We start from the raw sequence: 26627 nt of genomic DNA, 5'->3' as shown, positions 1-26627 counted from the left end.
CGACAGCATGGTGAGGCGTCCGCGGGGCGTGCGCTCCGCGGACGCAGATTCACCAGCGGGTGTGCACGGTCGCGCGGAAGAAGCGGTCGTAGATCTCGTGCACCTTGGCGTCGAGACCGTCCGGGAGCTGCAGCGACGCGGCGGAGGTGTTCGAGTGCACCTGCGCCGGGTTGCGTGCACCGGGGATGACGCTGGTGACACCGTCCTGGGCCGCGACCCAGGCGATGGCGGCAGGAGCCGGAGAGACGCCCTCGGGAAGCGCGGCCGCGAACGCGCGGGCGGCCTCGACACCCGTGGCGAAGTCGACGCCCGAGAAGGTCTCGCCGACGTCGAACGCGCTGCCGTCGCCGTTGTAGGTGCGGTGATCGTCGGCCGCGAAGGTCGTGTCCTTCGTGTACTTGCCGCTCAGCAGCCCCGAGGCGAGGGGAACGCGCGCGATGATGCCGACGCCGGCTTCCCGCGCCGCTGGCAGCACCCGATCGAGCGGCTTCAGGCGGAATGCGTTGAGGATGATCTGCACCGAGGCTGTTCCCGGCCGGGCGATCGCCGCGAGTGCTTCGTCGGCCGTCTCCACGCTGACGCCGTACGCGGCGATGGCGCCCTCGTCGACGAGGGTGTCGAGCGCGTCGTAGACGGCGTCGTTGGAGAACACCGGCGTCGGCGGGCAGTGGAGCTGCACCAGGTCGAGGGTGTCCACGCCGAGGTTCCTGCGCGAGCGGTCCGTCCAGTCCCGGAAGTTGTCGAGCGTGAACTCGGCCGGGTCCTGCGGGCCTCGGCGGCCCATCTTCGTGGCGACGAAGACGTCAACGTCGGGGTTCTCGCGGCGGAACGTGCCGATCAGCGACTCGCTGCGGCCGTCGCCGTAGACGTCGGCGGTGTCGAAGAACGTGACGCCGTCGCCGACGGCCGCGCCGAGCACGTCGAGCGCAGCACGCTCATCCACGTCACCCCAGTCGGCGCCGAGCTGCCAGGTGCCGAGACCGACGATGGACACGGGGCGGCCAGTACGACCGAGGGTTCGCTGAAGCATGCCAGATGCTAACGCGCCGCACCTGACCCGGTGCCGAGTGCACGGTGCCCGCGCGGCTCCGAGGCGGTGGGCAGCGACTGCTCATCGCTGCCAGTCAGAGTGCCGTTGTGGGTGCTCCAGAACGGCGACTCGACTGGCAGCGGTTGCGCTCCGGCGAGGTGCGGGGAGTGGCGCGCGGGACTACGGGCGCAGGTCCTGCAGGTAGGTGTTGACCTCGCGGGCCTTCGCAACCTCGGAGGACAGGAACTCGGCGCTCAGCAGCTCAGCATCGTCGCGGCCGGCCATGGCGAGCGTGTTGCCGTAGGGGCTCGCGATGGTGCTGAGCCCCGTGAATCCGGGGCCGGAGTGGTTCGCGTAGGCGATGTAGAGCCCGTTCTCGAGGGCGCGGACGGGCACCATATGAGTCGAGATGACCTCGGCGTTGTACGAGTGGCCCGGCTGCCCGCCCTCGACGTCGCCCGTCGAGGGGACGGCTGTCGGGATGAGCAGCGCCTCGGCGCCCGCGACGGCCGCGCGGCGCGCGATCTCGGGGAACTCGATGTCGTAGCAGATGGCGAGTGCCACCCTCAGGCCGGCGAGCTCGATGACCTCGGCTGGCGCATCCCCGAGGTCGAAGACCTCCTGCTCCTCGCCGCCGAAGAGATTCGACTTCCGGTAGCGGGTGAGCTCGTTCCCGTCGCTGCCGAAGAGCGACGCCGAGATGAAGCGGCGTTCGGTGGTCGCGTTCGCGGCGAACCCGGCCGAGCGCTCGACCGTGTGCTCGACAGTGGATGCGACGATCGCGATCCGCAGGTCGGCCGCGATCTGCGCGATCCGCTCGCGGATGGCGGAGCCGTCTTCGGCGGCGACCTTCGCCGGGGCGTAGCCGGTCGCGAAAAGCTCCGGGGTGACGAGGATGTCGGTGCCGTCACCGGCGGCCCGCTCGGCGAAGGAGCGCAGCGCCTTGAGGTTGTCGTCGATCGCGCCGACGGTGCCCTGTGCCTGCAGTACGGAAATCAGCGCCATTGCCAGCCTCACATCGTTTCGGTGCCTGTCGAGTCCCACCCTGGCCGGGTGTCGGCATCATGTCCCGAGAATATCTCTTGACACGGTGGGTGACACCGCCCAAGATAGCCGAAACCGAAAGTAATTCGGTTGATCTGGTTTCGACGACGAGGGCAGGACCCCATGGATATGCGCGACCCGGAGATCACGGCCGATCTCGCGAGACGACTCGACACTATCGCGACCACCGAAGCCGGTGACGTCGCACACGACCCGCTGAGCGGTCGTGACATCGGACTCTTCGCCCTCACGTGCGTCGCCCTCGTCGCCGTCGGCGCACTCGTGGTGATCCTGTGAGCGGCGCATCCGAGCGCGGCGGGGTCGCGCGCAAGATCGAGGGCGCATCCGCCGAACTCGACCAGGCCGCGACCTTCGGCTCGCTGCCGCTCCTCAAGAAGGAGCGCATCTGGTCGGGCTGGGACTACAGCTGGGTCAACCTGAGCCTCGCGATCGCGACGTGGGCGTTCCTCGTCGGCGGCTCGACGGCGCTGCTCGTCGGATTCCAGGACGGTATCGCCGCGATGGTCATCGGCAACGCCATCGGGCTCGGGATCATGGTGCCGGCCGCGACGGCCGCGAGCGCGCGCTTCGGGGTCGAGCAGTACACGATCCTCCGCCCCGTCTTCGGGCTCATCGGAGTCGGCGTGCTGGTCTTCACCGTGATCCTCGTCACGGAGATGGGCTGGTCGTCGCTGCTCGCCATCATGGTCGGTCGGGCCGTCACGCAGGTCGCCAACGGCGCCGCCGGCACCGACTTCGGCTCTGGCAGCTTCCTCGTGACCGCGGTCGGACTCGTCGCGATCGTCATCGCGTGGCTCATCCTCTCGCGCGGCCCCGTCACCATCGGCAAGCTCAACCGCTTCGTCGCGCCTGGCCTCGTGCTCGTGACGGTCTTCATGCTGTTCTTCCTCGTCGCGAACACCTCATGGGAGGCGCTGTTCGCCGCGGAACCGCTCGCACCGTTCGACGAATCGCAGCTCAACTTCATGCTCGCCGTAGAGTTCAACGTCGCCGTCGGCTTCTCCTGGTACCCCGTCATGGGATCGATGGCGCGCATGACCCGCTCCCCGAAGGCCGCCCTCTGGCCCGCGTTCACCGGCCTCATCGTGGGCACGCTCGTCGCGCAGATCGTCGGCATGGCGGCGGCGCTCACACTCGGCGACTCCGACCCGACGGTGTGGATGCTGCCCCTCGGCGGTCCGATCCTCGGCGCGTTCATGCTGCTGTTCATCTCGTTCGCCAACATCACGAGCATGTCGTCGATCGTCTACTCGACGGTGCTCGCGATCAGGCAGGCGAGCGGCAACCTCCTCGGGCGCGTGCCCTGGCCGCTCCTCTGCGGCGCGTTCTTCGTGCTCCCCGCGATCCTCACGTTCTTCCCCGACTTCATGTACCAGCAGTTCATGGTCTTCGTCACGATCTCCGGCGCCTTCCTCGCCGCCATGTGCGGCGCGATCCTCGCCGACTACTTCGTGCTCCGACGCCAGTGGGTTCGCCTGCCAGACCTCTACAAGCTCCGCAGTGACAGCGCCTACCACTTCACTGGAGGCGTGAACTGGGCCGGAATCGCCTCCGTGGTCGTCGGCGCCGCCTTCTACCTGTGGATCTACAACCCGGTGACCCTCGAGACGCACCCGCTCTTCCTGCTGCTCACCGCATCCGCGCCCGCCACCGTGCTCTCGGGCGGCGTCTACCTGCTGCTCGCCCAGCTCCTCCACCGGCGCCGCGGCGTCGGGGCCTTCGCGGACAAGCCGGGCGACGGTGCAACCTCTTCAACCACTCAGCACACGACCACCCGGAAAGGGGTCTGACCATGCGCGCACAAGCGGCAGTTCACTTCGAGGGAAGCAGCGAACTCCAGATCCGCGAGATCGAGGTCGCTGAGCCAGGACCGGGGACCGTGCTCGTGAAGCTCGGCGCATCCGGCGTCTGCGGCTCCGACCGGCACGTGCTCGACGGCGACTGGCAGCTGCCCTCGCCCACCGTCATGGGCCACGAGGGTGCCGGCGAGGTCGTCGCCATCGGCGAGGGCGTCATCGACGTCGAACCAGGAGACCACGTCATCCTCAGCTGGTTCTACCCGTGCCGCCGCTGCACGGCCTGCCTCAGCGGCCGCGCGTTCGTGTGCACGGGCAGCCGCAGCGAGGAGTGCCTGCTGCCCGATGGCACGACGCCGCTCGCCCTCGACGGGGAGCCGGTGTACCCGTACCTCACGGCAGGCACCATGAGCGAATACGCGGTGGTCCCGGAGTCGGCCGCCATCAAGGTGCCGAAGGAGGTGCCGTACGACGTGGCCAGCCTCATCGGCTGCTCGATCGCGACAGGCGTCGGCACGGTCGTCAACGACGCCGAAGTCGACGCGGGAGAGTCGGCGGTGGTCGTCGGTGCCGGCGGCGTCGGACTCAGCATCATCATGGGGCTGCAGCTCGTGGGCGCGAACCCGATCATCGCGGTCGACCTCAACGAGGACAAGCTCGCCGCCGCGCGCGAGCTCGGCGCCACCCACACGATCGTTCCCGGCCCCGACCTCGCGGCCCAGGTGGCGGAGATCACCCGCGGCGGTGCCGAGTACGCGTTCGAGGCCATCGGCCGCGTGCAGACCATCGAATCGCTGCCAGGACTCATCGCGCCGGGCGGTACCGCCGTCATCGTCGGACTCCCGCCTGCGGACGCCCCCGTGTCGTTCGACGCGCTCGCCCTCGCAGAGACCGGCAAGCGCCTCCTCGGCACCAACTACGGCTCGACCGTGCCGGGACGCGACTTCCCGAAGCTCGCCGCGCTCTACCTCGCAGGGCGACTCCCCGTCGACAAGCTCATCAGCGAACGCATCCAGCTGAGCGAGGTCAACGAGGCGTTCGACGCCATGCGAAGAGGCGAGCGAGCGCGAAGCGTCATAGTCTTCTGAGATGAACGCTCGCGCAGATGTCGTGCGCTGAGAACGAGGGAGTCTGATCATGGCACGTCCGAGAATTCCGATCCTGTCTCCCGAGAAAATCTGCCTGGCCGCGCTGGAGCAGATCGATCGCAAGGGTGACTTCTCCATTCCGGTGCTTGCCAAAGAGCTCGGGGTGAGTGCGTCGTCGATGTACCACCACGTGCATGGGCGAGCCGGCATCGTGAACGGGATCCGGGCGCTCATCAGCACGGAGCTGTCCTTGGCGATCGGTCTCGAGGACGCCACTGACGAGGACCTCGCGGCCCTCGCCGCCATGAGCTGGCAGGACCAGGTGCGCCGGTGGTCGAAGGACTACACGCGAGCCCTCGCGAAGCATCCGCTCGCCCTCCCGATCATGGTGCAGGAGCCGGTCAGCGACGAGCAGACGCTCGAGGTGTACGAAGCCATCGCGATCACGTTCCGCTCGGTGGGATTCACCGACGAGCAGGCGCTCGTCGCGATCGCCGTGCTCGAGGGGCTCACCTTCGGTCGGGTCGTGGATGCGGCTTCCCCGCCCATCCCGTGGGCCGCGGACCCCGACGCGCATCCGGTGCTCCACGGCGTAACGCGGTCGCTCGAGCCGTCGCGCCGCCTCGAGCTGTCGTTCGACTTCGGACTCGAGGCGATCATCGCTCGCCTCGAGGGCGTGCTGGCGGCGAACGCTCGTGGCTGAGGCGAAGACGGTCGTCATCACGGGCGGCTCGGACGGAATCGGAGCCGCGGCTGCGCGGTCGCTTGCAGTCAAGGGGTGGCGGGTCGTCGTCGTCGGGCGCAACGCCGCCAAGACGGCTGCGGTCGCGGGCGAGATCGGCGCCGAGTCGTTTGTCGCCGACTTCTCACGCCTCGACGAGGTGCGCGAACTCGCCGCGTCGCTTGTCACCGAGGTCGGCCCGATCGACGTGCTCGCGAACAACGCGGGCGGGATCTTCGGCGACACGACGCGAACCGTCGACGGCAACGAGCTGACGCTGCAGGTCAACCACCTCGCGCCGTTCCTGCTCACAAACCTCCTGCTGGAGGAGGTCCAGGTCGGAGCGGTCATCAACACGGCGAGCATCGCGGCACGCCTCATGGGTCGTATCGATCTCGACGACCTGAACAACGACGCCCGCTTCAGCGCGAACAAGGCCTACGGCGACGCGAAGCTCGCCAACATCCTCTTCACGAAAGGGCTGCACCGTGGACCCGCGGGGCGGCCAGTCGCGAGCGTCGCGTTCCACCCCGGGGTCGTCGGCACGAACTTCTCCTCCGATTCGACGAGCCTCATGCGGCTGCTCTACCGCACCCCGCTCGCGAAGCTCTTCACTATCAGCGCCGCGAAGGGCGGTGAGACGCTGGAGTGGTTCATCGCAGGCACGCCGGGTGTCACCTGGCAGGCGGGCGAGTACTACGACGAACGCCACCACGCGACGAACGTGAACCCGCAGATCTTCGACGAGGACCTCATCGAGGGGCTGTGGAAGCGCAGCGCGGAGCTCGTCGGGCTCGACGCATCCTGAGGCGCGGACTGCTCCGCGGCGGGCTCAGCCAGCGGCGAGCTCGACGGCGCGCCGCACGTTGCCGTCGGCCTCGCGCAGGAGGGCGGCGGCCGCTTCTGCATCGCAGTCGGCGAGCAGCATGACCACGGCGGTCTTCGCATGGTCCCCCGCTGAGGCGAGCGCCGCGTCGGCGTCAGGGCGCGCGGCCCCGGTGGCCTCGGCGACGATGCGCTGCGCGCGGTCGACGAGCTTCGCGTTCGATGGGCGCACGTCGACCATGAGGTTGCCGTAGGCCTTGCCGCCGCGCACCATGCTCGCGGTCGACAGCATGTTGCACACGAGCTTCTGGGCGGTGCCGGCCTTGAGGCGCGTCGACCCGGTGAGCACCTCCGGCCCGGTCACGACCTCGATGGCGATGTCGGCCTCCGCGCTGATCGGGGCGTTCGCGTTGCATGCGATGGAAACGGTGGATGCGCCGCGGGCACGGGCGGCTCGGAGGCCGCCGATGACGTACGGGGTGCGACCGCTCGCCGCCAGGCCGACGACGACGTCGCTTGCCTGCAGGCCGATCGCGTCCAGCTCGCGCCCCGCCAGCTCAGGGTCGTCCTCGGCGCCTTCCACCGCACGGACGAACGCCTGGGACCCGCCGGCCATGACGCCCAGCACATCCTCTGGCGAGGTCCCGAACGTCGGCGGGCACTCGACGGCGTCCAAGAGGCCGATGCGGCCGCTCGTCCCGGCACCGAGGTAGATCAGGCGGCCACCAGCGCGCCTGGCCTCCGCGATGTGGTCTGCCGCCCGCGCGATGGCAGGGAGTGCCGCGCGAACGGCGCCGGCGACCGTCGCATCCTCGTCGTTCATGAGTGCCAGGATCTGCAAGGTGTCGAGCGTGTCGAGGTCCTGACTTCGGGGGTTTCGCCCCTCGGTCGAGAGGGCTGCGAGTGTCGCGATCTCTTCGTTGGGCATGCGCATCTCCGATCCTCGGGTCGCCACCGTGCGAACCTGAGTTATGAAAGTACACGAATTGCACTAGGGAAGTAAGTAAACTTCCGAGGCGTGCCTGTGCGCCTGCTCGCTACGCTAGTTCCGGAAAGCAGGTGGACTGTGGGCACACGTGACGCAGAGGCGAGTTCTCGCACTGTACTGGTCGAGCTTCGGGCGCTGATGCCCTCGTTGCGACCGTCTGAGCGCCGCATCGCGGAGGCGCTCCTCGCCGACCCAGAGGGCTTCGCGACGAGGTCGATGGCGGAGATCGCAGACCTCGCCGGCACGTCGACGACCACGGTCGTTCGCTTCACGAGGCGCGCCGGATACAGCAGGTTCCGTGACCTGCGACATGACCTCACCGAGCAGAACCTGCGGGAGCGCCTCGCGTCGGGCGCAGGGGTTGCCCCGGCGGCAGACATCTCTCCGGGCGACTCGCTGTCCGACGTGGTGGCCAAGATCGCGATGAACGAGACGCTCTCGATCGCGGACACCGCCGAGGTTCTGGACATCGATGCCCTGGCGGCCGCCGTCGAGGCCATTGCCGGCGCTGCTCGCGTCGACATCCACGGGATCGGTGCGAGTTCCGTCGTCGGTGTCGACCTGCAGCGCAAGCTGTCGCGGATCGGACGCATAGCCCTCGAATGGCCGGAAGCCCATGCGGCGTGGACCGCCGCCGCAGTGCTCGACGATCGGGCCGTCGCGATCGCCATCTCGCACTCCGGCGCGACCGCCGGGGTGGTCGAGTTCCTCCGCATCGCAAAGGCGACCGGGGCCACGACGGTCGCGATCACGAACCACGAGCGGTCGCCGCTTGCCGAGCTCGCAGATATCGTCCTCCGCACTGCGGCGCGGGAGACACCGTTGCGTTCCGCTGCTCTTGGAAGCCGCATCGCGCAGCTCATGGTCGTGGACTGCGTCTTCACGGGAGTCGCGCAGGCTGACTACGAGGCGTCTGTCGCTGCCATCGAGAAGACGCACCAGGCGGTTTCTGGGGGCTGAGGCCTCCGGGCACGCTGGGTCGGCTCGGGGGCGGTCTTGCCGGTCCCGCGCTTGTCGCGCGCTTCCGTCGCGCACGGAGAGCCTTCGGTGTGGCATCTCGCGGTGGGGAACTTTTTTACCTTTTTGTCTCGCATCCTGGTACTGTTCTTCAAAATTCGAGCAATGTCGCGAGAAGAGGATGCCCATGAGCGCAAACGACGAACTCGCCAGCGAGCTGCTGCGGTTGCTCGGTGGCCCCGGCAATGTTGCCGGTGTCGAGAACTGCATGACGCGGATGCGCGTCAGCCCCGTCGACCGCGACCTGATCGACGAGACCGCGATCAAGTCCCTTCCGGGCGTGCTCGGCGTCGTCGATGACGACACGTACCAGGTCGTGCTCGGCCCGGGGAAGGTCACCAAGGTGACCGATGCCTTCCGCCAGCAGCTCGGTGCGGCGGGTGCCGACGCCGATGCGCTCGCGGCTCGCGGAGCGGCCATCAAGGCGGGACAGAAGCAGCGCAACAACACCCCGTTCAAGAACTTCATCCGCAAGATCGCCAACATCTTCGTGCCGCTCATCCCGGCCCTCATCGGCGCCGGCATCGTCGCGGCCGTTCGCGGCCTCCTGGTGAACTGGGTCACCGTCGGGACGGCTCCGGAGTTCGTCGAGGCGATCGTGCCGGCCCTGACCGTCATCGGGTCGGCGTTCTTCGCGTTCCTGCCCATCTTCGCGGGCATCAACGCCGCGAAGGAGTTCGGCGGCACACCCGCACTCGGCGGCGCCGTTGCCGCGATCATCGTCTTCGCCGGCATCAGTGACGTGCAGTACAGCCTCCCCGTCCTGGGGGACATCGTGCTCGCACCTGGGCAGGGAGGCGTGATCGGGGCCATCTTCGCCGCAGGCCTCTGCGCTTGGATCGAGCGCAGCCTGCGCGGGAAGATCCCGGATGCGATCGACATCCTCGTGACACCGACGCTTGCGCTGCTCATCTCCGGCCTCGCCACGATCTTCGTGTTCATGTTCGTCGCGGGCAACATCGCGAGCGCGATCGGGGCCGGCGCGATCTGGCTGCTCAGCAACTCCGGTCTCCTCGCGGGGTTCGTGCTCGGCGGGCTCTTCCTGCCGCTTGTCATGCTCGGCCTCCACCAGGCGCTCATCCCCATCCACGCGACGCTCATCGAGCAGGTGGGCTTCACGCCGTTGCTCACGATCCTCGCGATGGCGGGGGCTGGCCAGGTCGGCGCCGCCCTGGCGATCTACTTCAAGCTGAACCGGAACAGGTCCCTGCGGACAACGATCAAGGGTGCGCTGCCGGTTGGCATCCTGGGGGTCGGGGAGCCGCTGATCTACGCGGTCACGCTGCCGCTTGGTCGTCCGTTCCTGACGGCTTGCCTCGGCGGTGCGGTCGGTGGGGCGGTCGCGGGAGCGTTCAACCAGTTCGCCGGTGCGTTCGGGGCGACGGCGATCGGTCCGTCCGGGTGGGCGCTGCTGCCGCTGCTGCAGAGCGACAACGGCCAGGGGTACGCGATCCTCGCCTACGTCGTCGGGTTGCTCGCCGGGTACGTCTCCGGGTTCCTGATCACCTACTTCTGGGGCTTCACCCCGGCGCTGCTCGCGGAGCACAACGCGGATCAGGGCGAATACGGAGCGCCGAAGAGCGATGCTGTGGGCGCGGGGAGCGCGGCGTCGGCGGCGCCGGCGTCGGACGTCTCCGGGACGCGGGTGGTCGCGGGGCAGCGCATCGATATTCTCGCTCCGGTCGAGGGGTCGATCATCCGGCTCTCGGACGTGCAGGACGAGGCGTTCTCCGCGGGAACCATGGGTGACGGTTTCGCCGTCGAGCCGACGTCCGGCGACTTCCGGAGTCCGGTATCCGGCACCATCACTGCGTTGTTCCCGACCGGTCATGCCTTCGGGGTCACGACGCCTGAGGGGCTTGAGGTGCTGGTGCACATCGGGCTCGGGACGGTCGACCTGCATGGGGAGGGCTTCGATCTCAAGCGGGCCGAGGGTGACGTCGTCGAGGCCGGCGACGTGGTGGTCGATGTGGATCTCGAGGCCGTGCGCGGCAGGGTTCGCTCGCTCGCCACACCTGTGGTCGTGCTGAATGGCGCTGCGTTCCCGATCGTCGAGCGCCGCACGCAGGACGGGCCGCCGCTCACCGTTGAGGCCGTTGTCGTCGCTTCGGCGCGAAGCTGAGGTCGGGGCGGTCGGCGCTCAGTGCTGGCCGCCCACTTCGACGAGCAGCACGCCCGCGCCGATGAGGGCGATGCCGGCGGCCATCATCCAGGTGAACGGCTCCTTGAAGAGGTAGTGGCTGAGCACGGCGGTGAGGGCGACGCCGACCGCCGCCCAGATGCCGTAGGCGACACCGAGTGGAACTCCCTGCGCGAGCGTCGAAGAGAGCAGCGTGAATGCGGTGACGTAGCCGATCACCACGGGGACGTACCAGAGTCGGCTGCCGTCGACGGCCTTCCGCAGGGAGAGCGTGCCGCCGACCTCGCTGAGGATCGCGCCCGCGAGGAGGATCCAGCCGAGCATCAGGCGGACACCTGCCCGGTGCCAGAGGGCTGGGCGCGTTCTTGTCCGCGAGGCGCGCGGTCGTGGGCACGCTGCGATCCGAGCTCGACCAGCAGCACGCCGCCGATGATGAGCACCATGCCGAGGCCCATGAGCGCGGTGAGCGGTTCTGCGAACAGCAGCGCGGACAGGAGGGCGGTCAGGGCGACTCCGAGGGCGCCCCAGATGCCGTAGGCGACACCGAGTGGGAGGCCCGCGCGCAGAACGAGGGCGAGGAGCACGAACGACGCCGCGTACCCGATGACGACGATCGCGTACAGGGCGGGAGCATCGAGAGCCCCTTTGAGGGAGAGGGACGCGGTGACTTCGCAGGAGATCGCCGCGGCCAACAGCAGCCATTTGCGCATGCGCGGATTCTCGCAGATCGCAGTCTGGGAGCGTGGTTCGCGGCCGCGTTCACCGGCGGGTGCGGTGCGCTCTGCAGCCTCGGGACCATGCCCGATGCCGGGGCGGTCGCCGGGCAGGCGGTTGTTGGCCCGGATCAGTGCAGCCGAGTCAGCCGGTCACGGCGTCGACGACGGCGGCCGCGAGTTCGCCCGGCTTCGTGAGCTGCGGCCAATGCCCGGTCGGGAGCTCGACGATGCGCACGGATCGCGCACGGGCGAGTTCGGCGACGTAGGGGTGGCCGTCGGCCATGAACTGTCGGAGCATCGGTTCTGGCATGGTGCTCGTGATGACGACCGCCGGCACGTCGTAGCGGCGCTCGTCGCCGAGCTGCTGCTTCTCCGTGGCCACACCGACGGGCTCCGGCACGGCGATGTCGGCGAGCCGCTGCCAGACTTCCTCGGTCATGTCGACGAGCTCCGGCTCCCCAAAGACACTGCGGTCTGGCAGCGGCACCGCGCCGGCGGAAGACTCGAAGCCGTCGTTGATCACGCCGCCGTCGGCAAGCGGCCCGGAGTCGACGTAGACCACCCGCGAGACGCGGTCGGGGCGTGCATCCACCGCCCCGTAGGCGACCGCGCCACCGCCGCTGTGGCCGACGAGCACTACGTCGCCTTTGAGGGTGTCGATGAGCGCGGCGACCGCGTCGATGTGGGTGCGCAGGCCGACACCCGCCGCATCGTCACCCGGGGCCTTGCCCGGCAGGGTGAGCGGATGCGCGGTGTGCCCCGCGTCTTCGAGCGCTCGCGTGACCGGGGCCCACGAGTCGCCGGTGAGCCAGAAGCCGGGGATGAGGATGATGTGCATGGCGCTGACGCTACCCACGGCCACCGACATTCCACCGCTAGTCGGTGGCGGTCTCGCAGATCAGCTCGCTGAGACGTAGACGTTCTCCGAGAGGGCGACGCTGTTCTCGGGCGGCGCCTCGCCGTCGGGAACGATGGCGTACCAGCGCTGATCGGGGCCGGAGACACCGCCGCCGCACCCGCTGGTCCAGTTCTGCGCATCCGGGAAGGCCAGGATGCAGGCGTCGTAGAGGCTCCCCTCGACGGGTGCGGCCAGCCACACGTCGGTTCCCTCATGCTCGCCGACCCACCGGGCCGAGTCGAGGTCGGCCCCGTCCAACGCGTTGTCGGGGAGCTCGCTCGGAAGGTCCTTCTCGTTGGCCCCGCCCGCCTCGAGATCCGCGAACGTCGGCGCGGAGGCCGCGACGGTGCCGGACTCGGAGGCTGACTCCTGCGTCTCAGCGGGGCTCGTCGCGCAGCTTGCGAGCGCCAGGGGCAGCAGGATCGCCGCGGTGAGGGTCGACAGCTTCGTCACTGGCTTCATGCTCAGATCCTGGCACAGGCCCGGTTCGAGTCACCACTGGCCAAGCGAAACGAGGACAACTCGTCGATACCGGCCGAATGCACCGTCGGGCCTAGTGAGTCCTGAGTGCGGCGAGTAAGCGGTCGACAAGCGCCGGGTCGTGGTCCGGGGCGACGAGCTCAGCTCGTGCGCGCAGAGGGATTCGCCTGCGCGAGCTCCGGATGCCCGGTCGCCCAGTTCGACAGCAGCTGCAGCCGCTCGTGGGATGCGCTCCCCGGTTCCGCCGAGAACACGAGCATGAGCAGCCCTCGGTCTGGGCCGAGGTCCATGCTCTGATAGCTGAGGTCGAGGTCTCCGACGACGGGGTGGTGCACGCTCTTCAGCCCATCGCGGTGCTCGCGCACGTCGTGCGCGCCCCACAGTTTCCGGAAGGCGTCACTGCGGGTAGACAGCTCGCCGACGAGGTCGCTGAGCGCCCGGTCGTAGGGCGAGCGTCCTGCCTCGGCGCGGAGGATCGCAACGATCTGCCTCGTATTGCTCTCCCAGTCTTGGTAGAAGGTCTGCGACCGCTTGTCGAGGAACACGAAGCGGGCCGCGTTGATGGGCGGGCGGGCATCCTCGAACATCGGGGCGAACAGCGCCCGACCGAGCGCGTTGGTCGCGATCGCGTCAAGACGGCCGTTCTGGATGAACACCGGCACCGTCGACATCGCGTCGATGGTCTGCTGCATTGCTGGACTGAGCTGTAGTTTCCTGGAGCGGCGCTGCCGTTGCGGGTGGGTGCCCTCATTGGCTGTCCTCACGAGTTCGTGCAAGTGCGCATGCTCGGCCTCATCGAGATGGAGCGCGCGGCTCACTCCGTCGAGCACGGCCTCGGAGACGCCGCCGGCGTGGCCTCGCTCGAGCCGCTTGTAGTACTCGGCGCTCATCCCTGCGAGCAGTGCGACTTCCTCGCGGCGCAATCCAGGAACTCGGCGTCGACCGCCGAAGTCTGGCAACCCCGCCTGGGCGGGTGTGAGTTTCGCCCGCCGAGAGGTGAGGAACGCGCTCAAGTCCTCATGGATGTCCATGCCAGCGACCCTACGCCGTAGCTCGCCGGTCAGAGGGGTCTTGCCAGTGCACCTCACAACAGGGCCGCGTTGCCTCGAGCGGAAGCGGATTGACTCGTTTTCATGAAGCACATCACTCTCGGAGGCCTCGAGGTCTCCCGCATCGGACTCGGCGCCATGACCATGGCGGGCACCTATACGAGCGAGGGCGCGCTCGATCACTCCGAGTCGATCACCACCATCAACCGGGCCCTCGACCTTGGCGTGACGCACATCGACACGGCCGAGATCTACGGCCCCTTCCTCAGCGAGGAGATCGTCGGCGAGGCGATCAAGGGGCGCCGCGACGAGGTCAAGATCGCCACGAAGTTCGGCCTCTACTCGCACGCCGAGCAGCAGTCGGGCGTCGACAGCAGCCCAGTGAATGTTCGCGCGGCCGTCGAGGGGTCGCTGCGCCGCCTCGGCACTGACCACATCGATCTCTACTACCAGCACCGCGTCGACCGGAACACGCCCATCGAGGACACGGCGGGGGCCATCTCCGAGCTGGTCGCCGAGGGCAAGGTGCTGCACTTCGGGCTGTCGGAGGCGTCCCCCGAGACGATCCGTCGGGCGCACGCCGTGCATCCGGTCTCTGCGCTGCAGACCGAGTACTCGCTCTGGACGCGTGACGTCGAGGCGGAGATTCTGCCGCTGCTCCGGGAGCTCGGCATCGGGTTCGTGCCATATTCCCCGCTGGGCCACGGGCTCCTCACCGGTCAGATCCGCTCGGTCGCTGACTTCCCGGACGACGACTGGCGCAAGACGAACCCGAGGTTCACGAGCCAGAACTTTGAGCGCAACCTGCGTCTCGTCGACGAGGTGCGCGCCATCGGCGAGGAGATCGGCGCGACGCCAGCCCAGACGGCGCTCGCCTGGATCCTCACGCACGGCGACGACATCGCCCCCATTCCAGGGACACGTCGGGTGGGCAGGGTTGAAGAGAACACCGCAGCCGACGCGGTCGAACTCTCGGCGTCGCAGGTGCAGCGCCTCGAGTCGCTCGAGCCCGCGGCGGGTGCCAGGCACGACCACGCCAACATGGCCTCCATCGATCGGTGAGGAGCTCGCGGTCAGACGCGGGGCCGCGGGGAGCCGGGCGTCCGGCCTGCGGGCCCCGCTGGCGAAGCCACGAACCGTAGGGTTGGTGCATGAGCAACGTCGCCATGCAGCCGCGGGGCGGGCGGAGCGTGCGCGCGAGCCTCTCGCTGACGGTGGCTGCCGCACTCGCCGTGGGGCTCTCCGGGTGCACCGCGTCGCCCGAGCCGGAGCCCGTCCCCACGCCGATCGTCAGCCCGGCGGCACTTGTCGAAGAGGCTGCCCAGGTTCTGGAGGAGCACGGCCTGTACTCGGGTGGAGATTGGTCGGCCGAACGGGATGCGCTCCTCGCCGCGGGCGCGTCGGCCACAACCCTCGAGGAGGCGCACGACCTGATTGCGGCGGCGGCCTTCGATGCCGGTGGCCGGCATGCGAGGTTCCTTCCCGCCGATGAGCGGGAAGCAGCGTACACGGAGGCACCGAGCGCCCCGCCCACGGTCGAAGCGACGCAGGGCCGCACCGTCACGATCACGGTGTCGGCGATCGGACACGAAGGCCCCCTCGCCGAGGAGTATGCACGGACCGGAGTCGAGGGGTTGTCAGCGCTCGCGGATGCGAACACGTGCGGCTTCGTCGTCGACCTGCGCGGCAACTGGGGCGGCAATGCGTTCCCGATGCTCGGGGCCGTCTCGCCGCTCTTCGACACGAGCGAGGTTGCGGGATTCGTGGACCGCGACGGCCAACGCGACGCGATCACGGTATCGACGGAGAGTGCGACCTCGACCGACGGCTACGAGCTGCGCTTCGACTCCGATGCCGACATCGACGCCGACGCCTTCGGGGGCAAGCCGATCGCGGTCCTGCAGGACTTCTACACGGCCTCCGCCGCCGAGATGGTGCTCGCGGGCTTCTCAGGGCAGGGCAACGTCCGCACGTTCGGGGAGAAGAGCAACGGGCTCGCGACCGGAGTCGAGGGCTTCCTGCTCTCCGACGGATCGGAGATCCTGCTCACAACCTCGCGCTACACGGACCGGACGGGCGCGGTCATGCCGGAGCCCATCCAACCCGACATCTCTGCACTCACGGGCGACGCTCCTCAGCTGGCTCATGCTTGGCTGGCCGAGCAATGCTCGGCGGCTTGACGCTGGTTGGCTTGACGCCGGTTGGCTCGCGGCGCGTGAACAGCAGGCCGACGGCCACAATCAGCATGAGGTGAACAACCGAGGCGGTGCCGCCCCTGGTCAGCCAGCCCTCGACCCACGGTGCCGGTCCGGTGTCGAGGTTCAAGACCTCGAAGCGCTGCGAGAGGACCGCGAACGCGGCGACGACCTGCGCCGTGGTGGCGACCGCGAAGCCAAGCCGCAGCGAGAACCGGTTCGCGGGGTCCGCGCGTCGTGTCGCCCAGGTGAGTCCGAGGAGCACGCCGGCGCTCGCCGCGGCGATTCCACCGAGTTGGAGGAGGCCCGGGCCTGGGGTCGTCACGGCCGTCAGCTGGTTGTCGAGCCCGAGCACCGCTCCTGCGGCGAGACCGATCACCTGCAGTGTCAGGTAGCCGACGAGGAGGACGTACAGGATGCTCATCGCGATGCCGCCTGCGAACCAGATCGTCTTGCGCACGGTGGTCTCCTCTGAGTTGGCTATGCAGTGACCCAAGCAGGCGGACCTCCGTGCGGGCTCAGCGCACGGGAACCTCAGCGGCTATGAGTGGGGTCGCTCAGGAGCGGTGACTCGGTTGCCTGCGCCGCGGCCGCGCCCCGCCGCGATGTGTCGCTCCCGCATCGCGAGGAACAGCGGTAGGGCGAACGCGAACGCGACGCCGAAGCACAGGATGTAGACCCACAGCCGCCGCATCCCCTGCCGCCGCCCTTCGACGATGATGAACACCGCGCCCACGGTTGCGGCGACCAGCACGTCGATCACGATCGACGTGACGGCGGGTCCGCTGCCGAAGTAGTCACCGACGAAGGCGCTGCCTTCCGCGCCGGCCATGACGTTGAACGTCCAGGTAACGGCCCCGCCGACGATGGCGAGCACGAGGTAGAAGATCGCGAGGGGAGTCCAGGTGGATGCGCGCATGCGGCAAGGGTTGCACGCCCGGCCCTACGGATACCAAGCTCCGAGTTAGTCTGCCGTGCCTGGAGTGTGCTGGCCAACGAGGGTTGGTGGCTGTTTCTTTTGGTAATTCGACCAGGCAAATCCTAGAACGATGATGGCCATCGAGAGCAAGGATCCAAACGGTGCCAAGAACACGGCTAACAGCAGAGCACCGATCAGAATTCCAACCCAGGCCAGGCATCCGATGCCTTTCGGCTGTGGGGCTGGTTCGATAGTTCGCGCCCTTCGGAATGCCGGTGGTACGCGATAGTTGGTACTCACCGGCACGAGCTGCGGGGGTTGGCGGTGGGGGGACTCAATCCACTCGTCGGTAAGGGTTTCTGTCTTCGCTACGTCGAGCTTCAGCTCGATGGAAAGCGAATTGCCCTGCAGGCTTCCCAGAGCCGCAGTCCAGTAGTTGCCTGCTTCGAATAGGTGATCGATAACCGGAAGCAACTGCTTGGACATGGCCGGCGAGAGATTGCCGACGGTCTCCCCGTCGAGTCGAACCTCCACGACACTCCGCTCAAGGCCAGTTTTCGTGAGGAAATCTTGCCGGTGAAGTGTGACAAGCACTGCGGTACGAGGTGCAAGGGTGAGGTACTCCCCTAGGACGTGCAGATACTGCTCTTCGCCCGTGACTTGAAGTGTGCGACCCCTCGGAAGTACGACACATGGGTGACCTGGAGGAGAGTTGATGGGCTCACCTGCGCTGGTCGGGCTATAGGCGAGGCGAATCGCGCTGTTGAACCGAACCCCGTTACGACTCTGTCGAGTGGCACCCCAAACACGGGCTCTCGTCACGGGTACGTAGCCGCTGGCGATGACGCGGTGGATGTGGGGTGCCAGGAGGGGAGCGTCTTCCTCGCTTATGTAGCCAACGACGTGGTCGTTGATGCGGACGCTGATTGCAAGTCCGGATTGGCTGTGGGGATTGTCCGGTTCAGGGATGAGTTCGGCGTTCATGAAGCGCTCGACCTCCCGCCCAACGGGCGGGCGGTTCATGCCCAGTGCTGCCAGAATTTCTTCGGCTCGATAGGCTTCACCCACGACGTCGTACCGTGGCTGCGGTGTGTTGGAGACATCGAGTCGAGGCCACGCGGGCTGATAGCGCGCGAGTGGCTGCAAACCGACCTTCTTCGGCCAGGTGGCCTCGCGCCAACGTTTCCCATCCCACCATTGCTGAAGGTCAGGACGAGACGGGTGCGGGTGCCAGCCAGGTGCGAGTGTCATATGAACCCCTCTGTCGGTGGTGGTTATCAGGCGCCAGAAATTCGGGCTCCCCGTCCGTCCCTACTGCCAGCGCGCTTTCTCGCGTGTTCGAAAAGGCGTCCGAATCGCCGCGATTAGATTTTCTTTGTGACGAAGCTACAGGCGATGGAGCGTTGCTGATTGTCCGGGTGCCGACGGAGGCAATCCGAAGTTCAGGGTCGAGCGAGCAGATCGTTGCGGGTGTTTTCGTTCTTAGTGTCGTCACCTGAGCAGATCAGGAGTTGGAGAGTGCAGACGTGAGACGGGCGCCTGCTCCCGGACTCCCCGCGTGGGGTTCCGAGGGCAAGCGCCCGTTGACGGCTTGAGCCGAGGCTAGCTTCGGCGTTCCGCGTCCTGCAGGGTTGCGCCTTCGAAGGCGTCCTGCTCGCGGTCGTTCTGCGAGCCGGTGGAGCGCTGGATGGTCTCCTCCACTTCCTCGTCGGTCTCGTCGGAGAAGGCGACGTCGCCGCGGGGCGCGTTGTAGAGCTTCTCGTTGAGGATGCCCTCGCGCTTCGCGACGATCATCGGCACGAGCGCCTGGCCGGCCACGTTGGTCGCGGTGCGGCCCATGTCGAGGATCGGGTCGATGGCGAGCAGCAGGCCGACACCCTCGAGTGGGAGGCCGAGCGTCGACAGGGTCAGCGTGAGCATGACCGTGGCACCCGTCGTACCGGCCGTCGCGGCGGAGCCGACGACGGACACGATGACGATGAGGATGTACTGCATGATCGACAGCTCGATGCCGAAGAACTGGGCGACGAAGATCGCGGAGATCGCCGGGTAGATCGCGGCGCATCCATCCATCTTCGTGGTCGCGCCGAACGGCACGGCGAACGACGCGTACTCGCGGGGCACGCCGAGGTTGCGCTCGGTCACGCGCTGCGTGAGGGGGAGCGTGCCGATGGAGGAGCGGCTCACGAACGCGAGCTGCACTGCCGGCCACACGCCGGAGAAGAAACGGCCGATGGACAGGCCGTGCGCCTTCACGAGGATCGGGTAGACGACGAACAGCACCAGCGCGAGGCCGATGTAGATGGCGATCGCGAACCAGGCGAGGCTCGTGAGCTTCTCCCAGCCGTAGTTGACGACGGCGCTCGCGATGAGGCCCAGCGTGCCGAGCGGGGCGATGCGGATGATCCACCACAGCACCTTCTGGATGACCGCGAGGGCGGACGCCGTGAACTCGAGGAACGGCTCGGCGCGCTTGCCGAGGCGGAGTGCCGCGATGCCGATGACGACGGCGATGACGATGACCTGCAGCACGTTGAACGCGATCGTCGAGTTCACGTCGCCGGTGTCTGCGTCGACGCGCGAGCGCACGCCCATGCCGAGGAAGTTCTGCGGCACGAGTCCGGTGAGGAAGTTCCACCAGGTGCCGACCGAGGAGGGCTCACCGGTCTCGAGCTGCGACTGGTCGACGCGGTTGCCCGGCTGGATGGTGACGCCGAGCACGATGCCGATGGTCACGGCGATGAGCGCCGTGATCCCGAACCACAGGAGGGTCTGGCCGGCGAGCCTGGCCGCGTTCGTCACGAGGCGCAGCTGCGCGATGCTCGAGATGACGGCGGTGAGGATGAGCGGAACGACAGCGGCGGTCAGGATGGTGACGTACGAGCTGCCGATGGTGGCGAGCGTCGCGGCGAGCCCGTTGGGGTTGCCTTCCGCGTCGTCGCCCAGGTTGCGGGCGACCAGTCCGAGCACGACGCCCAGGACGAGGGCCGCAAGGATCTGGAATCCGAACGACGTGAGGAGCTTGCGCGCGCGGCTTTTGGGGCGCGGCGTCACCTCAGCTTCGGATGCTCCGGCTGTTGTGGGGGTGTTGGCCGACATGGAAGATCTCCCGATGCGATTTCTCATTTCGCGGGATATTCCGCGAACTGAGCGAGGCTACGCCTGACCCGGGGGAGTGTCACGGGTGTGACGGTTCATGACACGCAACAAATGGTGTGCTCGGGGACGTCACGAACCGTCAGGGCGGGAATGGAACGGCGAGACCACAACTCAGGCGCGCCCCACCCAAAGTAATTAAACGATTGAGCGAAATCGCAAGCAATGAGGCGTACCCTCACCACGTCGTCCCGTCCCCTGCCGAGAAGTTGGAGCATCATGGCTGAGTCAGCACGTCGTCGGTGGGTTGGGCTGGTCTTCATCAGCGTCGCGGTGGCGCTCATCATCGTCGACTCGACGATCGTGAACGTCGCCGTCCCGTCGATCGTCACCGAGCTCGGCATCACGTCGACCGAGGTGCAGTGGGTCCAGGAGGCCTACACCCTCGTCTTCGCGTCGCTGCTGCTCCTCTTCGGAAGCCTCGCCGACCGCGTCGGCCGCCGCCGCCTGATGCTCATCGGCGTCGTGATCTTCGCCGTCGCCTCCGTGGCAGCGGCACTCGCTCCGACGGGTGGGCTGCTCATCCTCGCCCGCCTCGTGCAGGGCGTCGGTGGGGCGATGATCCTCCCGACGACGCTCTCGCTCATCAACGCGACCTTCCGGGGTCGAGAGCGGGGCATCGCGTTCGCCGTCTGGGGCTCGACGATCGGCGGCATGGCCGCGGTCGGTCCGCTGCTCGGCGGGTGGCTCACGACGGAGTTCTCGTGGCGCTGGGCGTTCGGCATCAACGTGCCGCTCGGCATCATCATCGTCATCGGCGTGCTCCTCTTCGTCAACGAGTCCAAGGAGCCCCAGCGGCAGCGGCTCGACCTCGTCGGCGCCGCGCTCTCGGTCGTCACCTTCGGGGCCCTCGTCTTCGGCCTCATCGAAGGCCGCACCTACGGCTGGTGGGGCGTCAACGAGACCTTCACGATCGGCTCGTTCGAGTGGCCCCTCCCCATCTCGCCCGTGCCCGTCGCGTTCGGGGTCGCGGCGCTCGCCCTCGTCACGTTCATCGTCCGCGGCGTGCGGCGGTCTCGCCGGGGCGAGTCGTCCCTGCTTGAGTTCTCCCTCTTCCGCATCTCGTCGTTCCGCAACGGCAACATCGCGGCGATGGTGGTCGCGCTCGGCGAGTTCGGCATCATCCTGTCGCTGCCGCTGTGGCTGCAGTTCGTGCTCGGCTTCGACGCCCTGCAGACCGGGTTCGTGCTGCTGGCCCTCGCCGCGGGTTCGTTCGTCGCGAGCGGATTCGCGGGTGCGAGCAGCGGGAAGGTCAACGCGGTCACGATCGTGCGCGTCGGCATCCTCGCGGAGATCGTCGGCATCGCGTGGGCGGGGTTCATCATCGCCCCGGATGCGCAGTGGGGCTGGCTCATCCCCGCCTTGTTCGTGTACGGCTTCGGGGTCGGCCTGGCTACCGCGCAGCTCACGGGAGTCGTGCTGCAGGATGTCCCGGTCGAGCTCTCCGGTCAGGGTTCCGGGACGCAGTCCACGTCCAGGCAGGTGGGGTCGGCGCTTGGCGTCGCCATCCTCGGAACGATCCTCTTCACGACCACCGGCGCATCCCTCGGCGCCTCGCTTGACGACGCCCAGGTGCCCGCCGAGCAGCGAGATCAGGTGGTCTCGGCGGTGGTCGACTCGGCAGGCGGCGCCATCGCTGGCCTCGGCGAGAACCCCGCGACGGCTGATTTCGTGGACGACGCGAAGGCGGCGCTCTCCGATGGCACCCGCGCGTCGGCGTTCACGGCCGCCGCGTTCCTCGCGCTCGGCCTCGCCGCGACGCTTCGCCTCGGCTCTGGGAAACGCGAGGAGGAGTCGGCCGCGGAGGCTACTCCGCCGTCACGTAGCTGAGGTCGTGGATGCGCCTCCCGGCCTTCGCGGCCTTCCGTTCGAAGACGGTGAGCGTACGACCGTCGAATCTCGGGGCCCACTCGCTCGGATGCTCGCTCGTGAACTCGGGTGCCGCATCCAGCACCTCGCGCATCTGGAAGGCGTAGTCCTCCCAGTCGGTGGCAAGCCGCATGCGGCCGCCGGGGCGCAGGGCGTTCGCGGCGACAGCACCGAAGCCCTCGCGCACGAGCCGCCGCTTCGTGTGCTTCGCCTTGTGCCAGGGGTCGGGGAAGAAGATCCACAGCTCCTCGATGCTGCCGGCCGGGAGCATGTGCTCGAGCACCTCGACGGCGTTCGCCTCGACGAGGCGCACGTTCGGCAGGCCGGCGTCCTCGATGCGGCGCAGCGTGCGGGCGAGGCCAGCGACGAAGACCTCGACGGCGAGGAAGTTCCATTCCGGATGCTCGGCGGCCGCCGCGACCACGGCCTCACCCGTGCCGGATCCGACCTCGACGATGAGCGGCGCGTCCCTGCCGAACAGCTCGGCAGGGTCGACCCGGAACGAAGGGCTCACGGAGAAGTCGAGCTCGGCGCGTTCGACGTCGACGAGGTACTTCGGGCCGAGCGTGTTCCACGAGTTCAGCTGACCCTCCGTGAGGCGGCCGCTGCGGCGCGAGAACGAGAAGATCGGACGATGCGAGGGGTGCTGCTCCGGCTGGGCGGTTTCTGCGTCTGACACCCGACAAACCTAGGCGATGCTCGGCGCGGGAGGGCAAACCAGCAGCTGGCAGGCAAGAGTGTTCGAGAAACTGCCCCGGATGAGGGATGCTGGACGTCGTATACCGTCACCCCCGGTCGGAGGCCAGAATGCCGTATCGAAGCAAAGAAGTCCTCGAGTCGTGGGCGCGTGAGTTCGAGAGCCTCGGCTACGCCGAGCCCGGGGTCGTCAAGGTCATCGTGCAGGACGGCGACGAGGGGCATGACACGGGGCTCGTGCGAGTGCAGCTGACGGACGTTCCCACCGAGCTCTACTTGCAACCTGGCACCCGCGAGAGCCCGAAGTGGTCGGTGACGATGGAGCCCCGCGAGCACACGCTGAACCTCTCAGCCGCGAGCGTGCATTCCCTCGCACAGGAGCTGGCCGTCATCTCGGCGCTGTGCACCTTCCTGCAGGCGAAGTCGATCGTGCTGCTCGCCGAGCTCCACTCGCCTCCAGAGGAGCAGCCGGCGGTCGGCAACCCCCGCCCCTAACCGGTCTGGGCTGACTCGGCCCCTTCGGGCGACTGTGTCGTGACGCTCAACGCGTGCGTCAACAGCTCGGCGATTCGCTGCAGCGTCGCAGGGTCCGCCTCCGCGGCGAGCGCCGCCTCGAGGCTCCGGTCGAAAGCGTTGAGGCGGTTCCACGGACTCGACGAGAGGTCGACGGTGACCGTGAGGAGGCTCGCGCGCCGGTCGCTCGGGTCGGTGTCGCGATGGATCGTGCCGCGTTCGATGAGCCGGTCGCAGAGTGTCGAGACACCTGCGGAGGTGAGACCCAGGTGTGCGCGGAGGGCGCTGGGCCTGGAGCCGGGGTTCTGCGCCAGGAACGCGAGGGCTCGCGCATCCATCTCGCCGATGCCGAGCGACCGCCTCGCTTCATGCTGCGACGCCTGCCTTGCTTCCGCGAGCGCGATGAGAGCGGGGTTCAGCGCGGATGCCCGGGGCGGGCCGTCAGCGGAGGGGACATTCGTCACTGCGGCGCTCACCTCGATCTCGGTTGTGCCGCCCAGAGTACACGCCGGGCTTCGACGCCTCAGGCGTGTTCAGCTGCCTCCCATTCGAGGGCGAGCAACGCGAGCTGCACGCGGTTGGTGACGTGCAGCTTCGAGAAGAGGCTCGCCAGGTGCGTCTTGACCGTCGCCTGACTGACGAACAGGGCCGAGGCGATCTCGGCGTTCGTCATGCCCTGCGCGACGTACCGCGCGATCTCCCGCTCGCGACTCGTGACGGTGGCGAGCAACCCGTCGTCGCGGGTCGCGCCCGGCTCGCGCTGCCGTCTGCCGCTGCCGTCGAGGGGGCGAGCTTCGTCGGTGCTTCCGCCTGCGGCGGCGCGAACGAGGCGGTCGAGTGCGCTCGGCGAGAAGACGGACTTGCCCTGTGCCGCGTCGAGCACGGCCCCGACGATGTCCTCCGGCGGGGCATCCTTCAGCAGGAACGAGACGGCACCCGCCCGGAGCGCATCCAGCAGGAACTCCTCCGTGTCGAACGCGGTGAGCATCACGACCTTCGCGCGGGACCCGGCGTCGGTGAGTCGCTGCACCGCGTCGATGCCGGTGAGGCCGGGCATGCGAACGTCCATGAGGATGACGTCGGGGTCGTGGTGCGCGGCGAGGGTGAGCGCCTCGTCGCCGTTGACGCCTTCTCCGACGACGCGGATGCGTTCCGCACCGTCGATGAGGAGCCTGAGTCCCATCCGGATCCCCACCTCGTCGTCGATGATGAGCACGCTGATGGTGCCAGGGTGTGGAGTCACCACGGAAGCGTCACCTCCACCACGAAGTCGCCGCTTTCGGCGGGACCCGCCTCGAAGGTGCCACCGACGAGATGCATGCGCTCGCGGGCACCGAGGAGGCCGTAGCCGGTGCCGAGGGCAGGGGCCGCCGGTGGCTGGAAGGTGTTCGAGACGGTGACGCTGAGATGAGCGTCGCCACCGGCGAGGACGACGTGCACCCCCGCCTCCGGGGCATGCTTGCCAGCGTTGACGAGGAGCTCCGAGAGGGTGCGGTGGAGGGCACGGATGCGCTCCGCGGAAAGCCGCGAGAGGTCACCTGGCTCGATGTCGCGCCAGGTCACCAACGGGGGATTCTGGTGGGGCGCGCCCTCGGTGAGGAGCGACTCGAGGGCTCGCAGGTCGGGGAGGGGGGCGTCGCCTCGACCGGTGCCGTCTGGCTCGCGCATGCCCGTGAGCACTTCGCGGAGACGAGTGTTGGCGCGTGCCGCCGACTCCCGCACCGTGGCGGCCGTCTCCCGCACGATCTCCGGCGACAGGTCGCTGCGGTACGCGAGAGCTCCTGCCTGCGTGGCGACGACGGCGAGGTCGTGCGAGATCGAATCGTGCATGTCACGGGCTATCGCGGCCCGTTCCTCGGCCCGGGCGCGCTCGAGGTCGGAGACGCGGCTCTGCGCGAGCGCGGCCCGCTCGCGTTCTGCCGAGGCGGCCTGCGCGCGCAACGAGGTGATGAGCGCGGCGCGCGTGCCACGGGAGCGTCCGAAGAGCAGCGCGATGATCGTCGACAGGGCGACGAGGATGATGTAGAAGAGCGGGGCGTCGATGGGCGCACGGCCGGCCACGCTGGACTGGAACCCGTCCCACAGGACCCCGCCGCCAACGACGAGGGCCACGACCAGCGCATCCAACGGCAGCGAACGGCGCGCGCCGAGCCGCATCACAGCGATCAGCCATGCCCCGACGGCCAGGGAGCTGGTCATGCCGATGACGACGACCCACAGGTTCCCCGCGCGAGAACCGCGGATCGGGCCGATGGCGATGCACGCGAGAAGCCCGCCGACCACGTTGACGATGAGGAACCCGTAGAACGCCCCCGACTCCGTATCGGACGCGGGATCCTCGATCTCCACGGCGAGTACCAGGGTGAAGACCACCGCGCCCGCGAGGAATGACCCGAGGGAGACGGCGACGGCCCGCATCCACGGACGCCAGCGGCGACTGCCTCCCCAGGACTCCGCGGAGCGGAGGTCGCGCTCGGTCAGTCCGACGCCGTGCGGCGCTGCGTCGAGTGCCAGCTCGTCCACGAGGTGCGGGGCCTTCGGAAGAGGAGCGGTCATGCGCTGAGTCTAGGAACACGCACCGACATTCGGATCGGCCGTTCGGTTGAACTCGGCTAGAAGCAGAACTCCATGTTCGACAGGGAGATCCACTGCTGGCTGCCGGACCCCGAGACGGGAGTCGTCGCCGCGTTCGAGTACTCGAGCGTGAACGACTGCACGCTGGCGGTCGTGCTGCTCAGCGTGACCTCCACCGTGCTCGTCGGCTCCGCCGACCAGTTCGCGCTGCGACTCCAGGGCGACGCCACCGTGCCTGCGCCGACGATTGTCGCCGAGGTCGTGTTCTGCCGGACAATGCTGGCCGCCGCGAAGCCGGAAGTGCCGAGAGCATCCGAGTAGCTGGTCGTCGCGCTGGCGCGTCCGAAGTCGTAGACCAGGAACTTCACCTGCCGCAGGGGCCGACTCGACGTGATGGTCAGCCTCTGCCTCGCCTGCACGTTCGCGGCGGACGACTGCTGCCACATCCGCAGAGCGCCGACCGGTCCGGCGCCGGTGCCTGCCGTGGTGAGCGGGCTGAAGTTCCCATCGACTGCGGTCGGGTTCTGCGGCGAGCCGGCGAGCGTCGCCCTCGTCACCGTGATCGTCGAGGAGCTCGTGCTCGACGTGGACGCGGTGCCGGTTCTCACATCACCGGCTCGGGTCGTGCCGGTCCAGGCCATCGTGCCGCAGCGGTTCGGGGATGCGGCGACGAGGGGTGTCGCCGTCGCCACCGCCAGGACGGGGGCCGCCCACGCGGCGGTCGTGAGCACATTGCGTCGGGATGGGCTGCGGAAATCGCTGGACATTCTGACCTCACTGCCCGCGCTGATCGGGAGAAGGAGCGCGGCTCTCGTCTCCAGGCTATCCGGGAGGCGGTGCAGCGCGCATCCTCCGTGCTCGAGACACCGCGTGGGGGCTGCCCGCCGCGAGT

At 68.4% G+C, this 26627-nt stretch carries 28 protein-coding genes; 11 read left to right on the top strand and 17 right to left on the bottom strand.

Translation table 11 applies throughout. The annotated features are described in order from the left end of the window. Positions 1–49: 49 nt before the first annotated feature. Both F8O03_RS10505 and F8O03_RS10500 read right to left on the bottom strand, forming a co-directional pair. Positions 50–1030: an aldo/keto reductase gene (locus F8O03_RS10505; protein WP_151423833.1), complete on the bottom strand. Its 981-nt coding sequence runs from the start codon at positions 1028–1030 to the stop codon at positions 50–52. Positions 1031–1210: 180 nt separating this feature from the next. After that, positions 1211–2035: a nitrilase-related carbon-nitrogen hydrolase gene (locus tag F8O03_RS10500; protein WP_151423832.1), complete on the bottom strand. Its 825-nt coding sequence runs from the start codon at positions 2033–2035 to the stop codon at positions 1211–1213. A 162-nt stretch (positions 2036–2197) separates the two neighbouring features. Here F8O03_RS10500 and F8O03_RS18075 point away from each other — a divergent pair, with 162 nt between their 5' ends. The 5 genes from F8O03_RS18075 to F8O03_RS10480 are packed head-to-tail and all read left to right on the top strand — an operon-like array spanning position 2198 to position 6508. After that, a complete protein-coding gene (locus tag F8O03_RS18075; protein ID WP_156475794.1) occupies positions 2198–2371 on the top strand; it encodes a hypothetical protein in 174 nt (57 codons plus the stop codon). Next, a complete protein-coding gene (locus F8O03_RS10495) occupies positions 2368–3885 on the top strand; it encodes a purine-cytosine permease family protein (RefSeq protein WP_151423831.1) in 1518 nt (505 codons plus the stop codon). The genes F8O03_RS18075 and F8O03_RS10495 overlap by 4 nt, the downstream gene beginning before the upstream one ends. 2 nt (positions 3886–3887) lie before the next feature. Beyond that, the gene (locus F8O03_RS10490; RefSeq protein WP_151423830.1) at positions 3888–4979 is read left to right on the top strand and encodes an alcohol dehydrogenase catalytic domain-containing protein; all 1092 of its coding nucleotides are present in this window, start codon (positions 3888–3890) and stop codon (positions 4977–4979) included. 49 nt (positions 4980–5028) lie between these two features. Next, the gene (locus F8O03_RS10485; RefSeq protein WP_151423829.1) at positions 5029–5682 is read left to right on the top strand and encodes a TetR/AcrR family transcriptional regulator C-terminal domain-containing protein; all 654 of its coding nucleotides are present in this window, start codon (positions 5029–5031) and stop codon (positions 5680–5682) included. Continuing rightward, positions 5675–6508 carry an SDR family NAD(P)-dependent oxidoreductase gene (locus F8O03_RS10480; RefSeq protein ID WP_151423828.1) on the top strand — a complete coding sequence of 278 codons (834 nt, stop codon included), beginning with the start codon at positions 5675–5677 and terminating at the stop codon, positions 6506–6508. Before F8O03_RS10485 ends, F8O03_RS10480 begins: the two co-directional genes overlap by 8 nt. A 24-nt stretch (positions 6509–6532) precedes the next feature. On the opposite strand, the gene murQ is transcribed toward F8O03_RS10480, so the two are convergent. Next, positions 6533–7453: an N-acetylmuramic acid 6-phosphate etherase gene (gene murQ, locus F8O03_RS10475; RefSeq protein WP_151423827.1), complete on the bottom strand. Its 921-nt coding sequence runs from the start codon at positions 7451–7453 to the stop codon at positions 6533–6535. Between the two features lie 96 nt (positions 7454–7549). On the opposite strand from murQ, the gene F8O03_RS10470 reads away from it, so the two are divergent. Together F8O03_RS10470 and F8O03_RS10465 are read left to right on the top strand one after the other, a co-directional pair. Then, positions 7550–8473, top strand: a complete 924-nt coding sequence (locus tag F8O03_RS10470; protein WP_425280953.1) for a MurR/RpiR family transcriptional regulator — start codon at positions 7550–7552, stop codon at positions 8471–8473. A gap of 184 nt (positions 8474–8657) precedes the next feature. Beyond that, a complete protein-coding gene (locus F8O03_RS10465) occupies positions 8658–10652 on the top strand; it encodes a glucose PTS transporter subunit IIA (protein ID WP_208851844.1) in 1995 nt (664 codons plus the stop codon). A gap of 18 nt (positions 10653–10670) precedes the next feature. Here F8O03_RS10465 and F8O03_RS10460 read toward each other — a convergent pair whose 3' ends face one another. The 5 genes from F8O03_RS10460 to F8O03_RS10440 all read right to left on the bottom strand — a co-directional run bounded on the left by F8O03_RS10460 (position 10671) and on the right by F8O03_RS10440 (position 13795). Beyond that, positions 10671–10994 (bottom strand): DMT family transporter, encoded by a 324-nt coding sequence (locus tag F8O03_RS10460; RefSeq protein ID WP_151423824.1) that lies wholly within the window; start codon positions 10992–10994, stop codon positions 10671–10673. After that, positions 10994–11380, bottom strand: a complete 387-nt coding sequence (locus F8O03_RS10455; protein WP_151423823.1) for a DMT family transporter — start codon at positions 11378–11380, stop codon at positions 10994–10996. The genes F8O03_RS10460 and F8O03_RS10455 overlap by 1 nt, the downstream gene beginning before the upstream one ends. Positions 11381–11528: 148 nt before the next feature. After that, the gene (locus tag F8O03_RS10450; protein ID WP_151423822.1) at positions 11529–12224 is read right to left on the bottom strand and encodes an alpha/beta fold hydrolase; all 696 of its coding nucleotides are present in this window, start codon (positions 12222–12224) and stop codon (positions 11529–11531) included. A 60-nt stretch (positions 12225–12284) separates the two neighbouring features. After that, the gene (locus F8O03_RS10445; RefSeq protein WP_151423821.1) at positions 12285–12746 is read right to left on the bottom strand and encodes a hypothetical protein; all 462 of its coding nucleotides are present in this window, start codon (positions 12744–12746) and stop codon (positions 12285–12287) included. A gap of 158 nt (positions 12747–12904) precedes the next feature. Further along, positions 12905–13795, bottom strand: coding sequence for a helix-turn-helix transcriptional regulator (locus tag F8O03_RS10440; protein WP_151423820.1), 891 nt, complete (start codon positions 13793–13795; stop codon positions 12905–12907). 102 nt (positions 13796–13897) lie between these two features. Between F8O03_RS10440 and F8O03_RS10435 the strand changes: the two genes are divergently transcribed. Beyond that, complete coding sequence (locus F8O03_RS10435; RefSeq protein ID WP_151423819.1) at positions 13898–14875, top strand: aldo/keto reductase; 978 nt, start codon at positions 13898–13900, stop codon at positions 14873–14875. Between the two features lie 89 nt (positions 14876–14964). Next, a complete protein-coding gene (locus F8O03_RS10430) occupies positions 14965–15993 on the top strand; it encodes a S41 family peptidase (protein ID WP_151423818.1) in 1029 nt (342 codons plus the stop codon). On the opposite strand, the gene F8O03_RS10425 is transcribed toward F8O03_RS10430, so the two are convergent. From F8O03_RS10425 to F8O03_RS10410, 4 genes are all read right to left on the bottom strand, one after another. Next, positions 15932–16468, bottom strand: coding sequence for a hypothetical protein (locus tag F8O03_RS10425; protein ID WP_151423817.1), 537 nt, complete (start codon positions 16466–16468; stop codon positions 15932–15934). The genes F8O03_RS10430 and F8O03_RS10425 overlap by 62 nt on opposite strands. Positions 16469–16549: 81 nt before the next feature. Beyond that, the gene (locus tag F8O03_RS10420; RefSeq protein WP_151423816.1) at positions 16550–16927 is read right to left on the bottom strand and encodes a DUF2834 domain-containing protein; all 378 of its coding nucleotides are present in this window, start codon (positions 16925–16927) and stop codon (positions 16550–16552) included. 45 nt (positions 16928–16972) lie between these two features. Continuing rightward, positions 16973–18178 carry a DUF2510 domain-containing protein gene (locus F8O03_RS10415; protein WP_151423815.1) on the bottom strand — a complete coding sequence of 402 codons (1206 nt, stop codon included), beginning with the start codon at positions 18176–18178 and terminating at the stop codon, positions 16973–16975. Positions 18179–18529: 351 nt separating this feature from the next. Next, the gene (locus F8O03_RS10410) at positions 18530–20026 is read right to left on the bottom strand and encodes a dicarboxylate/amino acid:cation symporter (protein ID WP_104254314.1); all 1497 of its coding nucleotides are present in this window, start codon (positions 20024–20026) and stop codon (positions 18530–18532) included. 276 nt (positions 20027–20302) lie between these two features. Here F8O03_RS10410 and F8O03_RS10405 point away from each other — a divergent pair, with 276 nt between their 5' ends. Next, complete coding sequence (locus F8O03_RS10405) at positions 20303–21913, top strand: DHA2 family efflux MFS transporter permease subunit (protein WP_151423814.1); 1611 nt, start codon at positions 20303–20305, stop codon at positions 21911–21913. On the opposite strand, the gene trmB is transcribed toward F8O03_RS10405, so the two are convergent. Next, positions 21891–22631 (bottom strand): tRNA (guanosine(46)-N7)-methyltransferase TrmB, encoded by a 741-nt coding sequence (gene trmB / locus F8O03_RS10400; protein ID WP_151423813.1) that lies wholly within the window; start codon positions 22629–22631, stop codon positions 21891–21893. The genes F8O03_RS10405 and trmB overlap by 23 nt on opposite strands. Positions 22632–22759: 128 nt before the next feature. Here trmB and F8O03_RS10395 point away from each other — a divergent pair, with 128 nt between their 5' ends. Next, a complete protein-coding gene (locus F8O03_RS10395) occupies positions 22760–23143 on the top strand; it encodes a hypothetical protein (protein WP_208851843.1) in 384 nt (127 codons plus the stop codon). Here F8O03_RS10395 and F8O03_RS10390 read toward each other — a convergent pair. The 4 genes from F8O03_RS10390 to F8O03_RS10375 are packed head-to-tail and all read right to left on the bottom strand — an operon-like array spanning position 23140 to position 26502. Next, the gene (locus tag F8O03_RS10390; protein ID WP_151423812.1) at positions 23140–23625 is read right to left on the bottom strand and encodes a MarR family winged helix-turn-helix transcriptional regulator; all 486 of its coding nucleotides are present in this window, start codon (positions 23623–23625) and stop codon (positions 23140–23142) included. The genes F8O03_RS10395 and F8O03_RS10390 overlap by 4 nt on opposite strands. 59 nt (positions 23626–23684) lie before the next feature. Then, positions 23685–24404, bottom strand: a complete 720-nt coding sequence (locus F8O03_RS10385) for a response regulator (protein WP_244296177.1) — start codon at positions 24402–24404, stop codon at positions 23685–23687. Further along, a complete protein-coding gene (locus F8O03_RS10380; RefSeq protein WP_151423811.1) occupies positions 24401–25717 on the bottom strand; it encodes a sensor histidine kinase in 1317 nt (438 codons plus the stop codon). Before F8O03_RS10380 ends, F8O03_RS10385 begins: the two co-directional genes overlap by 4 nt. 56 nt (positions 25718–25773) lie before the next feature. Then, entirely contained in the window at positions 25774–26502 is a 729-nt protein-coding gene (locus tag F8O03_RS10375) for a hypothetical protein (RefSeq protein ID WP_151423810.1), read from the bottom strand. Positions 26503–26627 lie beyond the last annotated feature (125 nt).

The sequence above is a fragment of the Pseudoclavibacter terrae genome (genome assembly GCF_008831075.1).
In the GTDB taxonomy this organism is placed as follows: Bacteria; Actinomycetota; Actinomycetes; order Actinomycetales; family Microbacteriaceae; genus Pseudoclavibacter; species Pseudoclavibacter terrae.
Note: the sequence above shows the minus strand (reverse complement) of the source record. Positions and strands in the feature narration are given on the sequence as shown.